Source organism: Luteibacter aegosomatis, assembly GCF_023078455.1.
In the GTDB taxonomy this organism is placed as follows: domain Bacteria; phylum Pseudomonadota; class Gammaproteobacteria; order Xanthomonadales; family Rhodanobacteraceae; genus Luteibacter; species Luteibacter aegosomatis.
Genome location: NZ_CP095740.1, coordinates 4,730,865 through 4,742,855, shown reverse-complemented (window position 1 = coordinate 4,742,855; position 11,991 = coordinate 4,730,865). Strand labels below are relative to the sequence as shown.

The window sequence follows — 11,991 nt, the reverse complement described above, 5'->3', positions numbered from 1 at the left end:
TGATTACTGGCGCCGATCGAGCAGGACGGCGATCAGGATGACGATGCCCTTGACGACCTGCTGGTAGAACGAACTTACGCCGAGCAGGTTCAAGCCGTTGTTGAGGAAACCGATCAGCAGCGCGCCGACCAGGGTGCCGAACAGCCAGCCGCGGCCGCCCGCGAGGCTGGTGCCTCCGAGCACCACCGAGGCGATGGCATCCAGTTCGTAACCCGCGCCCGCCGTAGCCTGCGCGGAATACAGTCGCGAGGTGAGTACCACGCCCGCGACGGCCGACAGCAGGCCGGACAGGCCATAGATGGCCAGCTTCATCGGCGCCAGGCGCACGCCCGAGAGTCGCGCCGCTTCTTCGTTGCCGCCGATCGCGACCACGTGGCGGCCGAACACGGTGCCGCGCAGCAGGAAGCCGCATATCGCGAAGACCACGAACATCCACACCACCGGCAGCGGAATGAGGTGGGCGAGGTAACCGCCGCCGAGCAAGGCGAAACCGGCGTCGGTGACGGGGATCGGGGTGCCTTGCGTATAGACCAGGGTGAGGCCGCGCAACAGCGTCATGGTGCCGAGCGTGGCGATGAACGGCGCCACCTTGCCCCACGACACCAGCGCGCCGTTGACCATGCCCAGCACGAGGCCCAGGCCCAGGCCGGCCCCCATCGACAGCACGATGCCGTGGCCGGCGGCCATGAGGCCCGCGGTGACCGCACCGGTGAGCGCGAGGATCGCGCCGACGGAAAGATCGATGCCGCCGGCGAGGATCACGAAGGTCATGCCGAAGGCGATCAACGCGTTGATCGACACCTGACGCAGCACGGAGAGCAGGTTGCCGGTGGTGAGGAAGTCGGGGCTCATCACCGAGAGAACGATGAAGAGCAGCAGCAGGCCGATCACCGAACCGAGGCGTTGGAGCAGCGGAGCCACGCGGCTCCAGTTCACTTGGGTCATGTCACTTGCCTCCGGTCGCGGCGGTCATCACGGTTTCCTGCGTGGCGCCGTGCGCGTCGAGCAGGGCGGTGGCGCGGCCCTCGTGCATCACCAGGATGCGATCGCTCATCGCGAGCACCTCCGGAAGTTCCGAGGAAATCATGAGAATGGCCACGCCCTGCTCCGCCAGTTGGTTGATGATGTGGTAGATCTCGGCCTTGCCGCCCACGTCGACGCCGCGCGTGGGTTCGTCGAGGATGAGCACGCGCGGCTTCAGCGCGAGCCACTTGGCCAGCACCACCTTCTGCTGGTTGCCGCCGGACAGCGCACGCACGTCGAGCTCCATGTCGCGCGTGCGGATCTTCAGCGCATCGATGAGCCCGCGCGTCTGTTTCTTCTCGGCGGGCCGGTCGACCAGGCCCCCGCGCGCGGGTACGCGCGGCAGGCTCACGTTCTCGCGCAGGCTGAGGTCGAGCACGAGGCCTTGCGCCTTGCGGTCTTCGGTGACGAAGCCGAAGCCGGCATGGATCGCTTCGTTCGGCGAGGTCGGCGTGACCACGCTGCCTTCGAGCGTGACCGTGCCCGAATCGATCTTGTCGAGGCCGAACAAAAGGCGCGCCAGCTCCGTGCGACCGGCGCCGAGCAGGCCGGCCACGCCGAGCACCTCGCCCGCATGCAGGTCGAAGCTGACGTCCTTCACCATGCCGCCGGTGACGTGCTCGACCTTCAGGCGCACGCTGCCGATGTTCGGCGTGCGGGAGGGAAAGCGCGCGTCGAGCGTGCGCCCGACCATCATCTTCACCACCTCGTCGAAGGCGAGGCCCGGCACGTCGCGCGTGCCGACGAACTGGCCGTCGCGCAACACGGAGATGCGATCGCACAGCGCGAAGATCTCCTCCATGCGGTGCGACACGTAGACGATGCCCGTGCCCTGCCCGCGCAGTTCGCGGATCAGCTGGAACAGCGTCGCGGTTTCGCTTTCGGTGAGCGCGGCGGTGGGCTCGTCCATGATCAGCACGCGGGCGTTCTGGCCCAGCGCACGGGCGATCTCCACCATCTGCTGGCGGCCGACCGAAAGGCGTTCCACCAGCGTGCCGGGATCGAGCTTCTCCATCCCCACGCGCGCGAGCCACTCCTTCGCGCGCCTGTCCATCGCCTTGCGGTCGAGCAGGCCGAAGCGATGCACCTCGCGGCCGAGGAACAGGTTATCCGCGACGCTCAGCGAGGGGATGAGGTTCAGTTCCTGGTGGATGATGGCGATGCCGTGCTTCTCGGCGTCCGCCGGCGAGGCGATGCTCGCCGCCTTGCCGTCCACCTCGATGTCGCCCGAGTCCGGTGCGTAGATGCCGGTGAGGATCTTCATCAGCGTGGACTTGCCCGCGCCGTTCTCGCCCATGAGCGCGTGCACTTCGCCCGGCAGCAGTTCGAAGTCGACGCCCTCCAACACCTTCACCGGGCCGAAGGCCTTGTGGATGTCGTGCATGCGGATGAGCGGTGCGGCCATCAGAAGGTCACGCCCGCATGCAGGATGATGTTCGCGTAGGGCGAGGTTTCGCCGGTGCGCACCACGGCCACGGCGCGGGCGCTCAGTCGCTTGAGGTCGTCGTGGGAGAGTTCGTTCACGGCCACGCCCTCGCCCGCGAGCCGTTCGGCCAGCGCGACGAGGGCGGGATTCTTCGTGCGGACCTCGCTCGCCACGGTGGCGCTTTCCACGGCGAATTCGGCATACACCGCCTCGAATACCGTGGCGAACGACGGCGTGCCGGGAACGACGGCCAGGTCGATGCAGGGCACGCCGGGCGGCACGGGCAGTCCGACGTCGGCGATCACCAACGTATCGGTATGACCCATCGCCGCGATCACGCGGTTGAGTTCGGCATGCAGCAGGCCGCTGCGTTTCATCGATGCGTCTCCAGGAAGGCGGCTACCTCGTCGGCGCGCGGCATGCCCGGTTGCGCGCCGAGGCGGGATACCTTGATCGCGGCGGCGGCACAGGCACCGCGCACGGCCACGTCGAGGCCTTGGGCCAGGTAGACGGCCAGCGCGGCGTTGAAGGTATCGCCGGCGCCCGTGCTGTCCACCGCGTCGACCGTGAAACCGGCCTGGTGTCGCGGCGCTTCGTCGCCGTCGCGGAACCATGCGCCTTCCTCGCCGCGGGTAAGCACCACCGGACACGGCGCGCGGCGCATCAGTTCGCGGAAGTCGGTATCGCCGTCGTCGCCGAGCACGGCGGCCAGCTCGTGCTGGTTGGGCGTGAGGAAGCGCACGCGCCGCAGCCATTCGGCGGGCAGCCGTTGCGCGGGTGCGGGGTTGAGGATCACCGGCACGCCCTCTTCTTCCGCGATGCGCAGCGTGGCATCCACCGCGTCGAGCGGGATCTCCAGTTGCACGAGCAGCGCGTCGGCACCGCGGATGACATCGCGCGCGGCGTCCACCTGCGCGGGCGTGACCCGGCCGTTGGCGGCGGGCACCACGACGATCTGGTTCTCGCCGCCGGCGACGGTGATCGAGGCGGTGCCGCTGCCGACGCCGTCGACGCGGGCGACGTGGGTCACGTCGATGCCTTCGGCCTTGAGGCCGTCGTAGAGCTGCTGGCCGAACGCGTCGTCGCCGACGTTGCCGACCATCGCCACCTGCGCGCCGAGTCGCGCGGCGGCTACGGCCTGGTTGGCGCCCTTGCCGCCGGGAATGGTGAGGAAGCGCTCGCCGGTCAGGGTTTCGCCCGGCGCGACGAAGCGCGGCGCGAGGGTGACCAGGTCCATGTTGATGCTGCCGACGACGACGATTCGCGTCATGTCAGTTTGCTCCGGTTCGCCGGTGGGGGCGGCGTGATGGCGGAGCAATATACGCCTTGCGTGCCCGGGTTGCCTTGAATGGATGCATTCCCGGGCGACGCGGGTTCATTCGCGGGAAAGTCCGCGTGCTTCCAGTTGGGCGAGGTAGTCCGGCCAGGCGGTGTCGTGCGCGCGGCCGAGGTCGTACAAGGTGTCCCAACCGAAGATGCCGCTGGCATGGCCGTCGTCGAAGCGGATGAGGATGCCGTAGTGGCCGGTGGGCTCGACGGCGGTGATGCCGACGTGGCGCTTGCCCGATACGAGAACCTTCTGGCCTGGGCCGTGCCCTTGCACCTCGGCACTGGGGGAGTTCACCCGCAGGTATTCGTAGGCGAGACGAAAGCGTTCGCCGTTGTCGAACGTCACTTCAAGAACGCGGGACGCCTGGTGCAGGGTGATGTCGGTGGGGCGTGGCATGGGAAGCCTGGGATGGCCGGAGCGCGACGCTCCGTCGAAATGCTTTTCGCCGATACGATCGGCTCCCACCCCTTAGGTAGCCACCTCACTACCGAAGGGGGAAGCCGATCGTATCGGCGAATCTCAGTGCGCGTGGCCGAAGCCGTCGCCGGTGCCACGTTCCAGTGGCGGCGGGTCGCCCGCCACGGCCAGAAGCGACGTGGCATAGGCGTCTTCCATGCTTACGGTGGAGACCTCGTCCCACGAGAAGAACGACGGTTCGCGCAGCCATTCCGCGTCGGGCGTGATCTCCTGCATGTTGAAGCCTTCCTCCTCCACGCTGACCAGCCGGCCGATGTAGCAGACTTCGGACTCGTCTTCGCTGTCCACGTGAACGCCGATGACCGGCGCATGCGCCGAGGCGGCCTTGATCACCTGGGTGATGTCGTCGAGCGGGAAGTCGTCCGGCGGTGTCGGGGCGATGCCCTTCAGCGCCAGCGCCTTCTCCAGGAAGCCGGCATGCTTGTCGGGCGCCTCGTACTCGGAGATGTCGCGATGCCGCATGATGTACATGCCGTCATAGCTGACGCCGTCGCCGATGACCCACAGCAGGAAGAATTCGCGGCCCACTCCACCCACGTAGCCGCAGAAGCTGCCGTGTTCGAGTTCGCCGCGCCAGATGCGAATCAGCTGGCGGTTGTCCTGCGCTTCGCGCAAGGAGGCCCGCTGGCCGTTCGTTTTGAGTTGGATAACCTTGCCCATAGTGGTCAATAGTTTAGCAGGGGGCCGGGGCCCCCTTGTTCAGAGGATGTAACGGCTCAGGTCCTCGTCCTTGACCAGGGACGAGAGGGATTTATCGACATGTTCGGCGTCGATGGAGTAGTTTTCGCCGGATTTGTCAGCAGCTTCGAAGGAAATGCGCTCGAGGAGCCGCTCCATGACCGTATGCAGGCGGCGGGCGCCGATGTTTTCGGTGCGCTCGTTCACCTGGAAGGCCACCTCGGCCAGGCGGTCGATGCCCGAGTCGGTGAACGCGAGGGTGACGCCTTCGGTTTGCAGCAGCGCAACATATTGCTTGGTCAAGGCGTTGTTCGGCTCGCGCAGGATGCGCTTGAAGTCGTCCACCGAGAGCGCGCTCAGCTCCACGCGGATCGGCAGGCGGCCCTGCAGTTCCGGGATGAGGTCGGAGGGCTTGGCCAGGGAGAACGCGCCCGAGGCGATGAACAGGATGTGGTCGGTCTTGATCGGACCGTACTTGGTGGAGACGGTGGAACCCTCCACCAGCGGCAGCAGGTCGCGCTGTACACCCTCACGGCTCACGCCAGCCCCGCCCCACTCGGAGCGCTGGGCCACCTTGTCGATCTCGTCGATGAAGACGATGCCGTTCTGCTCGGCGGCATGCACCGCGCGGCTGCGCAACTCGTCGTCGTTGAGCAGCTTGCCGGCCTCTTCCTCTTCCAGCAGCGGCCGGGCCTGGCGGATGGTCATCTTGCGCTTCTGCGACTTGCTGCCGCCGAGGTTCTGGAACATGCGGCCCAGCTGCTGGCTCATTTCCTCCATGCCCGGCGGGGTCATGATCTCCACGCCGACGTTCATGGCGAAATCCAGCTCGATCTCGCGGTCGTCGAGCGCCCCTTCGCGGAGCTGCTTGCGCAGCTTCTGGCGGGTGTCGCTGTCGATGGCCGGCGCGGCGCCGGTGTCGTCCCAGCCGGTGGCCTGGCGGCGCGGCAGGAGGGCGTCGAGCAGACGGTCTTCGGCGGCATCCTCGGCCTGGCTGCGCACGCGGGCCTTGCCCTGCTCACGCACAAGCTTGTAGGAGACGTCGGCGAGGTCGCGGATGATCGATTCGACGTCCTTGCCCACATAGCCCACCTCGGTGAACTTGGTGGCTTCCACCTTCACGAACGGCGCGTTGGCGAGGGTGGCCAAGCGGCGGGCGATCTCGGTCTTGCCGACGCCCGTGGGGCCGATCATCAGGATGTTCTTCGGCGTGACCTCGTCGCGCATGCCCGGCTCCAGCTGCATGCGGCGCCAGCGGTTGCGCAGGGCGATGGCCACGGCGCGCTTGGCGTCGTGCTGGCCGATGATGTAGCGGTCCAGTTCGTTGACGATCTCGCGGGGAGTGAGTTCGGACATCGCTCAGAGCTCTTCGATCGAATAGTTGTGATTGGTATAGATGCAGATATCGCCAGCGATCTTCAGCGATTTCTCCACGATCGTGCGCGCATCCAGGTCGGTGTTTTCGAGCAGGGCCAGCGCGGCGGACTGCGCGTAAGGGCCGCCGGAGCCGATGGCGATGAGGCCGTGCTCGGGTTCGAGCACGTCGCCGTTGCCCGAGATGAGAAGCGACGCCTCCTTGTCGGCCACCGCCAGCATGGCCTCCAGGCGGCCCAGGCGGCGGTCGGTACGCCATTCCTTGGCCATTTCCACGGCCGCGCGGGTGAGGTTGCCGCCGTGCTTGACCAGCTTCTCCTCGAACAGCTCGAACAGCGTGAAGGCGTCGGCGGTGGCGCCGGCGAAGCCGGCCAGCACGTCGCCCTTGCCCAGGCGGCGCACCTTGCGCGCGTTGGACTTCATGACGGTGTTGCCGAGGGTGACCTGGCCGTCGCTGCCGAGGACGACCTTGCCGTCCCGGCGAACGCAGACGATGGTCGTGGCGTGCATCGGTTCCATGGGGTTCTCGCTTCCGGGTGGAACGGCAGATGTGGGGGCGGGTGGCTGCCGGGCAAGGGTGAGGGCGGGCGGAAGACGCCGGGTTCCCGCCTTCGCGGGAACGGCGTGAGGTTTCCGTACACGGCGCTGGATCGTGCCGTTCGTCGTTCCCGAGAAGAAGCAGGAACCCGGGCCTTACGCTTTCCGCTTCGCCCTCGGATGCGCCGCGTCGTACACCTTCGCCAGGTGCTGGAAATCCAGGTGCGTATAGATCTGCGTGGTGGCGATGTCCGCATGCCCCAGCAGCTCCTGCACCGAGCGCAGGTCGCCGGAGGACTCGAGCATGTGGCTGGCGAAAGTGTGGCGCAGCATGTGCGGGTGCACGTGGTGGGTCATTCCCGCCGAGAGCAGGCTGAGGCGCTTCTGCACGGTACGCGGGCTGATCGGCCCGTCGCCACGGCCCTTGAACACGGGTTGCTCCGGGCCGTTGCCTCCGAGCGCGGCGAGCTGGCGCAGCGCCGTCACGGCGTGGCGCCCCACGGGAAGCAGGCGCATCTTGTTGCCCTTGCCCAGCACCCGGACCTGGCCGTCGTCGAGGTCGAGGTCGCCCCAGCGCAGGCCGCACAGTTCGGACAGGCGAAGGCCGCTGGAATACAGCAACTCCATCATCGCGGTATCGCGTGGACCGTGGGCGTCGCCCAGCGTGGTTTCGACCAGTTGCTTGGCCTCGTCCACGTCGAGCACGTGCGGCAGCTTGCGGCGTACCTTCGGACCGCGCACGCCAGCCGCCGGGTCGTGGGCAAGGCGGCCTTCGCGGTTGAGGTAACGGAACAGCGTGCGGCAGGCCGAGAGCAGGCGCTGGATGCTGTTCGGCGCGAGACCGCCACGGTGTTCGCGGGCGATCATGCCGCGCAGGCGGTCGGGCGCGAGGGCGTCGAAGCCGGCTATGCCCTCGTTTTCCATGAAACGCAGCAGCTTTTCCAGGTCGCGGCGGTACGCCGAGAGCGTGTGCGCCGAGGGGGCCCGCTCCGCCGAGAAATGGCGAAGGAAGGCCTCGACGGCCTCGCGCGGTGTCACGCGGCCTTCCGGGCCCGCTGGATCGCCGAGCCCACGGTGGTGGAAATCATGTCGAGGAACAGCGTGCCCATCCCCGGATGGAAGCGGTCGGCATCCAGGCTGCCGATGGCGAGCATGGCATCGGGGCCGACGCGCATCAGCGCGGCCGAGCGAACCTCGGCGGCTTCCGCCCCGAACAGGCGGTGCAGCTTTTCGGGCGCCAGGCGGCCGGCCACCGGTTCGCCGTGTTCGAGGAACGAGGCGAACTCGGGCAGGCCGGCGCTGCCGCGCGACTCGCGCAGCAGCCAGGGTTCGTCGGGCAGGCCGGCGAGGTCGCCGAAAAACACCAGCCGCACGCGCTCGGACTGGAAGTCGTCGGTGAGCCGGCGCACGACGCTGCGTACCGTTTCCTCGATGCCGCCGGCGCCGAGCAGCGCCAGCATCAGGCCGTGCACGCGACGCATGAGCTTTTCGTTCTCGCCCGCGATGGTCGAGAGTTCGCGCAGGCGCGTGTCGAGCTCGGCGTTTTTCTCGCGCAGCGAACGCATCTGGTGCACGGCGAGCGAGGTGGCCGGCCCGTTGCGCGTGGGCAGCACGAGGGCATCGGCCAATTCGGGGTAATCGGCGAGAAAATCGGGGTGGCGGCGCAGCCAGGACGCCACGGTGGCCGGGTCGAGGTCGCCGTCGATCGCGCTGTCGGTCATGGGGATGACGTCCTTCATGGGGTGCTTGCCGGGTCCAGTGTGACGCGTTCGGAGGCCCGCGTCACACCTCGCCTTCGAAAACGAACGCCGCCGGTCCGGTCATCCACAGCGTGTGGCCCGGTCCGTGCCATTCGATGGTGAGTCGGCCGCCGGGGAGGTCGACGTCGACCACGGGGCCGGCGAGGCCCAGCGCATGGGCGACCGCGGCGGCGGCGCAGGCGCCGGTCCCGCAGGCCTGCGTCCAGCCGCTGCCGCGCTCGTGGACGCGCAGGCGCAGGTGACCGGCGCCGAGGCGCTGCGCGAAGCCCACGTTGGCGCCCTTCGGAAAAAGCGGATGGTGGGTGAGCAACGGGCCGAGACGGTCGACGCGGGGGTCGGTCACGTCGTCGACGAAGACCACCGCGTGCGGGTTGCCCATCGACACGGCGCCAAAGCTCACTTCCTCGCCATCGGCCTCGAGCGTGTAGGTGGCATGGGGCGGGCGATCGAGCGGGACGTGCGCGGGATCGAAATCCGGTTCGCCCATGTCCACCGTGACGATGCCCTCGCCCAGCACGCGCACGGTGACCGGGCCGGAGGGGCTTTCCAGCCGAATCGGCACGTTACGCTCGATGGCGCCCTCGCGGTCCAGCCATGCCGCCACGCAGCGCACGCCGTTGCCGCACTGGCCCGAGGGGGTGCCGTCGGCGTTCCAGATGCCGTAGTAGAACGCGCACGAGGGATCGCGCGCCGGTTCGATGCTGAGCAGCTGGTCGAAGCCGATGCCGGTATGGCGGTTGGACAACGCCACGATGCGCGCGGTGTTGGGCACGTGCCCGGCATCCTCGCGCCAGTCCACCACGACGAAATCGTTGCCGATTCCATGCATCTTGGTGAATCGGATGGGCATGGCGGTTACGGGTGGATGACGGGGTTGAACGGGGCGAACGTGGTGCTCACCGGCGCCGGTCCCACGGTGGACGCATGCGCCGGTTGCACCACGGGCTGCGCGGGCGTGGCCGGCTTGGCCGCCGCCGCCGGGGGCGGCATGAACAACGGGCCCTTGTTGCCGCAGCCCGACAGGGCCAGGGCGGCGAGGACGAGGGCGCAAGGGAGCATCGATCGGCGCATGGTCGGTTCCGGCGTTAGCGGCGACCAGTATAGCCCTGACCTCAGAGCGGTTTCTCGAACCGGAAGGCATCCGCGCCGTCGGCGTAATAGGCCGCGTATTCGCCGATGCGCTTATAGCCCAGGCGCTCGTACAGTCGGATGGCCACGGCGTTGTCCTTGCGCACTTCCAGGCGCAAGGCGCGGCAACCGTGCGCGCGGCCGGCGTCTTCCGCCGCCGCGACCAGCGCCGAGCCCACGCCCTTGCCCTGCGCTTCGGGCTTGGTGGCGATCGAGTACAGGCGCGCCACCGTGGTGCCCTTGCGGAAGAACACCACGGCGGTGCCAAGGAAGCGGCGATGGTTGGCGCTGGCCACGAGGACGGTGGCGCTTTCGCTGTCCAGGTGCTTGCGGTACTGGGCGCGGCTCAGGCGATCCTGGGCGAAGCTCGATTCCTCGAGGGCGACCAGGTCGTCGAGATCGCTCAATTCGGCGCGACGAACGCGTACCGCGGCGGTAACCGGGGGTGGACGCATGCGTGATGGAACTCCGGCGCGGGTGGGGTGAGACGGCGGCGGGGCCGGCGGGGATATCGGCAAGCGCGGAACTGTAGACCCCGTCGTCCCGTCGATCAATGACTTTTTCCTAAACATTTCCTCATGGGTTTCACGACGGCCGCTTGTGCGCCGTCACCTCGGAGAACACACTGCCGCCAACCGGCGAAACGCCTCGGCCCGATGGCGGGCCGACGACGCTCGGATCGTCGTCTGCAGAGGTGTCATGAGCCGGCTCGTCATCGTCGTGGAGAAGGCCTCCGACTGGGGCTCGTATTACCCGTCCGCCGACGTCGTCACCGCCATGGACTACCTCCGCGAGCCGGTCGGCGGCGACGACGAGCGCACCCACGTCATCAACCTGTGCCGCAGCTACAAATACCTGGGTACGGGCTATTACGTGTCGCTGCTGGCCGAGGCGCGCGGGCACAAGGTGATTCCTTCCGTGCGCACGGTGAACGACCTTCGCCGCCGCTCGCTCTACGGCCTGGACATTGACGACCTCAACCAGAAACTGCAGAAGTTCCTGCCCGCGGGCGGCCGTGACACCACCGATTTCGGGGTGCTGGTCTACTTCGGCGAAACGGCGTTGCCCGACCTGCAGGATCTCGCCCGGCAGATCTTCGACATGTTCCCCTGCCCGCTCATGCGCATCGAATTCGAGCGCGACCGGATCTGGCAGGTGTCGGCGGTGAAGCCGGTGGGCCTGCACACGCTCGACGACGCGCAGGAAGATGCGTTCGCGACGGCGCTGGAGAAGTTTTCCCGCAAGATCTGGCGACGGCCGCGCACGCGCAAGCGCTTCCGCTACGACATCGCCATGCTCGTCGATCCCAACGAGGCGATGCCGCCGTCGAACAAGAAGGCGCTCAAGCACTTCGTCGAGGCGGGCAAGCACCTGGGCATCGAGGTCGACCCGATCGGCCGCAACGATTACCAGCGCCTCGCCGAGTACGACGGCCTGTTCATCCGCGAGACCACGGCCAGCGACAACCACACCTACCGCTTCGCCCATCGCGCGGAGAAGGAGGGCATGGTGGTGATGGACGATCCCACCTCGATCCTGCGCTGCACGAACAAGATCTTCCTGAACGACCTGATGGTGTCGCGCAAGCTCGCCACGCCGACCACCGAGATCCTCTACCGCGACGATCCGAAGCAGTTGCGCGAGTTGCCCGACCGCCTCGGCCTGCCGCTCGTGCTGAAGATTCCCGACGGCTCGTTCTCGCGCGGCGTCGTGAAGGTGGAATCGCGCGAGGCGCTGGAGAAGGCGGCGTCCGAGCTGTTCGCGCACAGCTCCCTGGTGATCGCGCAGGAATACCTCTATACCGAGTTCGACTGGCGCATCGGCGTGCTCAACCACGAGCCGCTCTATGCCTGCCAGTACTTCATGTCGCGCGGCCACTGGCAGATCTACAACCACGGCGCCAAGGGCACGGCCAAGTCGGGCGGCTTCCGCACGGTGCCGGTGCGCGAGGCACCGAGCGAGGTGGTGAAGCTGGCGCTGAAGGCCACCCAGACCATCGGCGACGGTATCTACGGGGTGGACCTCAAGCAGGTGGGCGACCGCCCGGTGGTGATCGAGGTGAACGACAATCCGTCGATCGACGCGGGCGTGGAGGATGCGTACCTGGGCGAGGATCTCTACCTGCGCATCATGCAGGAGTTTTTGCGGCGGATGGAGTTGAAGCGGTTGGGTATCAAGGGCTGAAGCGGGAGACGCTGGGCTCCTGCCTTCGCAGGAGCGACGAGAGGTCAATCCCGTCGTTCGTCGCTCCTGCGAAG

At 67.7% G+C, this 11,991-nt stretch carries 14 protein-coding genes; 1 reads left to right on the top strand and 13 read right to left on the bottom strand.

What is annotated here, in order from left to right:
• Positions 1 to 3 precede the first annotated feature (3 nt).
• From L2Y94_RS21150 to L2Y94_RS21090, 13 genes are all read right to left on the bottom strand, one after another.
• Positions 4 to 945, bottom strand: coding sequence for an ABC transporter permease subunit (locus L2Y94_RS21150; protein ID WP_247371999.1), 942 nt, complete (start codon positions 943 to 945; stop codon positions 4 to 6).
• 1 nt (position 946) lies between these two features.
• Positions 947 to 2,428, bottom strand: coding sequence for a sugar ABC transporter ATP-binding protein (locus L2Y94_RS21145; RefSeq protein WP_247371997.1), 1,482 nt, complete (start codon positions 2,426 to 2,428; stop codon positions 947 to 949).
• Positions 2,428 to 2,826: a D-ribose pyranase gene (gene rbsD / locus L2Y94_RS21140; protein ID WP_247371995.1), complete on the bottom strand. Its 399-nt coding sequence runs from the start codon at positions 2,824 to 2,826 to the stop codon at positions 2,428 to 2,430. The genes L2Y94_RS21145 and rbsD overlap by 1 nt, the downstream gene beginning before the upstream one ends.
• Complete coding sequence (rbsK, locus tag L2Y94_RS21135; protein ID WP_247371993.1) at positions 2,823 to 3,719, bottom strand: ribokinase; 897 nt, start codon at positions 3,717 to 3,719, stop codon at positions 2,823 to 2,825. Before rbsK ends, rbsD begins: the two co-directional genes overlap by 4 nt.
• 105 nt (positions 3,720 to 3,824) lie before the next feature.
• The gene (locus L2Y94_RS21130) at positions 3,825 to 4,175 is read right to left on the bottom strand and encodes a gamma-butyrobetaine hydroxylase family protein (RefSeq protein ID WP_247371991.1); all 351 of its coding nucleotides are present in this window, start codon (positions 4,173 to 4,175) and stop codon (positions 3,825 to 3,827) included.
• A 123-nt stretch (positions 4,176 to 4,298) separates the two neighbouring features.
• The gene (locus tag L2Y94_RS21125; RefSeq protein ID WP_144912029.1) at positions 4,299 to 4,916 is read right to left on the bottom strand and encodes a hypothetical protein; all 618 of its coding nucleotides are present in this window, start codon (positions 4,914 to 4,916) and stop codon (positions 4,299 to 4,301) included.
• 39 nt (positions 4,917 to 4,955) lie between these two features.
• A complete protein-coding gene (gene hslU, locus L2Y94_RS21120; RefSeq protein ID WP_247371989.1) occupies positions 4,956 to 6,290 on the bottom strand; it encodes an ATP-dependent protease ATPase subunit HslU in 1,335 nt (444 codons plus the stop codon).
• A 3-nt stretch (positions 6,291 to 6,293) separates the two neighbouring features.
• Positions 6,294 to 6,827 (bottom strand): ATP-dependent protease subunit HslV, encoded by a 534-nt coding sequence (hslV, locus tag L2Y94_RS21115; RefSeq protein ID WP_247371987.1) that lies wholly within the window; start codon positions 6,825 to 6,827, stop codon positions 6,294 to 6,296.
• A gap of 174 nt (positions 6,828 to 7,001) precedes the next feature.
• On the bottom strand, positions 7,002 to 7,883 hold the full coding sequence (locus L2Y94_RS21110; RefSeq protein ID WP_144912035.1) for a tyrosine recombinase XerC: 882 nt from the start codon (positions 7,881 to 7,883) through the stop codon (positions 7,002 to 7,004).
• Positions 7,880 to 8,566: a DUF484 family protein gene (locus L2Y94_RS21105; protein WP_247371985.1), complete on the bottom strand. Its 687-nt coding sequence runs from the start codon at positions 8,564 to 8,566 to the stop codon at positions 7,880 to 7,882. The genes L2Y94_RS21110 and L2Y94_RS21105 overlap by 4 nt, the downstream gene beginning before the upstream one ends.
• 61 nt (positions 8,567 to 8,627) lie before the next feature.
• Positions 8,628 to 9,455 carry a diaminopimelate epimerase gene (dapF, locus tag L2Y94_RS21100; RefSeq protein WP_247371983.1) on the bottom strand — a complete coding sequence of 276 codons (828 nt, stop codon included), beginning with the start codon at positions 9,453 to 9,455 and terminating at the stop codon, positions 8,628 to 8,630.
• 5 nt (positions 9,456 to 9,460) lie between these two features.
• Positions 9,461 to 9,676, bottom strand: a complete 216-nt coding sequence (gene lptM, locus L2Y94_RS21095) for an LPS translocon maturation chaperone LptM (RefSeq protein WP_247371980.1) — start codon at positions 9,674 to 9,676, stop codon at positions 9,461 to 9,463.
• Positions 9,677 to 9,717: 41 nt separating this feature from the next.
• A complete protein-coding gene (locus L2Y94_RS21090; protein ID WP_247371977.1) occupies positions 9,718 to 10,188 on the bottom strand; it encodes a GNAT family N-acetyltransferase in 471 nt (156 codons plus the stop codon).
• Positions 10,189 to 10,432: 244 nt separating this feature from the next.
• Here L2Y94_RS21090 and L2Y94_RS21085 point away from each other — a divergent pair, with 244 nt between their 5' ends.
• On the top strand, positions 10,433 to 11,917 hold the full coding sequence (locus L2Y94_RS21085; RefSeq protein WP_247371975.1) for a RimK family protein: 1,485 nt from the start codon (positions 10,433 to 10,435) through the stop codon (positions 11,915 to 11,917).
• The last annotated feature ends 74 nt before the right edge of the window (positions 11,918 to 11,991 follow it).

Coding starts and splice junctions, on each gene's coding strand:
- hslU (WP_247371989.1), bottom strand. CDS start 6,290: ATGTCCGAACTCACTCCCCGCGAGATCGTCAACGAACTGGACCGCTAC.
- L2Y94_RS21130 (WP_247371991.1), bottom strand. CDS start 4,175: ATGCCACGCCCCACCGACATCACCCTGCACCAGGCGTCCCGCGTTCTT.
- rbsD (WP_247371995.1), bottom strand. CDS start 2,826: ATGAAACGCAGCGGCCTGCTGCATGCCGAACTCAACCGCGTGATCGCG.
- hslV (WP_247371987.1), bottom strand. CDS start 6,827: ATGGAACCGATGCACGCCACGACCATCGTCTGCGTTCGCCGGGACGGC.
- L2Y94_RS21090 (WP_247371977.1), bottom strand. CDS start 10,188: ATGCGTCCACCCCCGGTTACCGCCGCGGTACGCGTTCGTCGCGCCGAA.
- L2Y94_RS21150 (WP_247371999.1), bottom strand. CDS start 945: ATGACCCAAGTGAACTGGAGCCGCGTGGCTCCGCTGCTCCAACGCCTC.
- dapF (WP_247371983.1), bottom strand. CDS start 9,455: ATGCCCATCCGATTCACCAAGATGCATGGAATCGGCAACGATTTCGTC.
- L2Y94_RS21125 (WP_144912029.1), bottom strand. CDS start 4,916: ATGGGCAAGGTTATCCAACTCAAAACGAACGGCCAGCGGGCCTCCTTG.
- L2Y94_RS21105 (WP_247371985.1), bottom strand. CDS start 8,566: ATGACCGACAGCGCGATCGACGGCGACCTCGACCCGGCCACCGTGGCG.
- L2Y94_RS21085 (WP_247371975.1), top strand. CDS start 10,433: ATGAGCCGGCTCGTCATCGTCGTGGAGAAGGCCTCCGACTGGGGCTCG.
- rbsK (WP_247371993.1), bottom strand. CDS start 3,719: ATGACGCGAATCGTCGTCGTCGGCAGCATCAACATGGACCTGGTCACC.
- L2Y94_RS21145 (WP_247371997.1), bottom strand. CDS start 2,428: ATGGCCGCACCGCTCATCCGCATGCACGACATCCACAAGGCCTTCGGC.
- lptM (WP_247371980.1), bottom strand. CDS start 9,676: ATGCGCCGATCGATGCTCCCTTGCGCCCTCGTCCTCGCCGCCCTGGCC.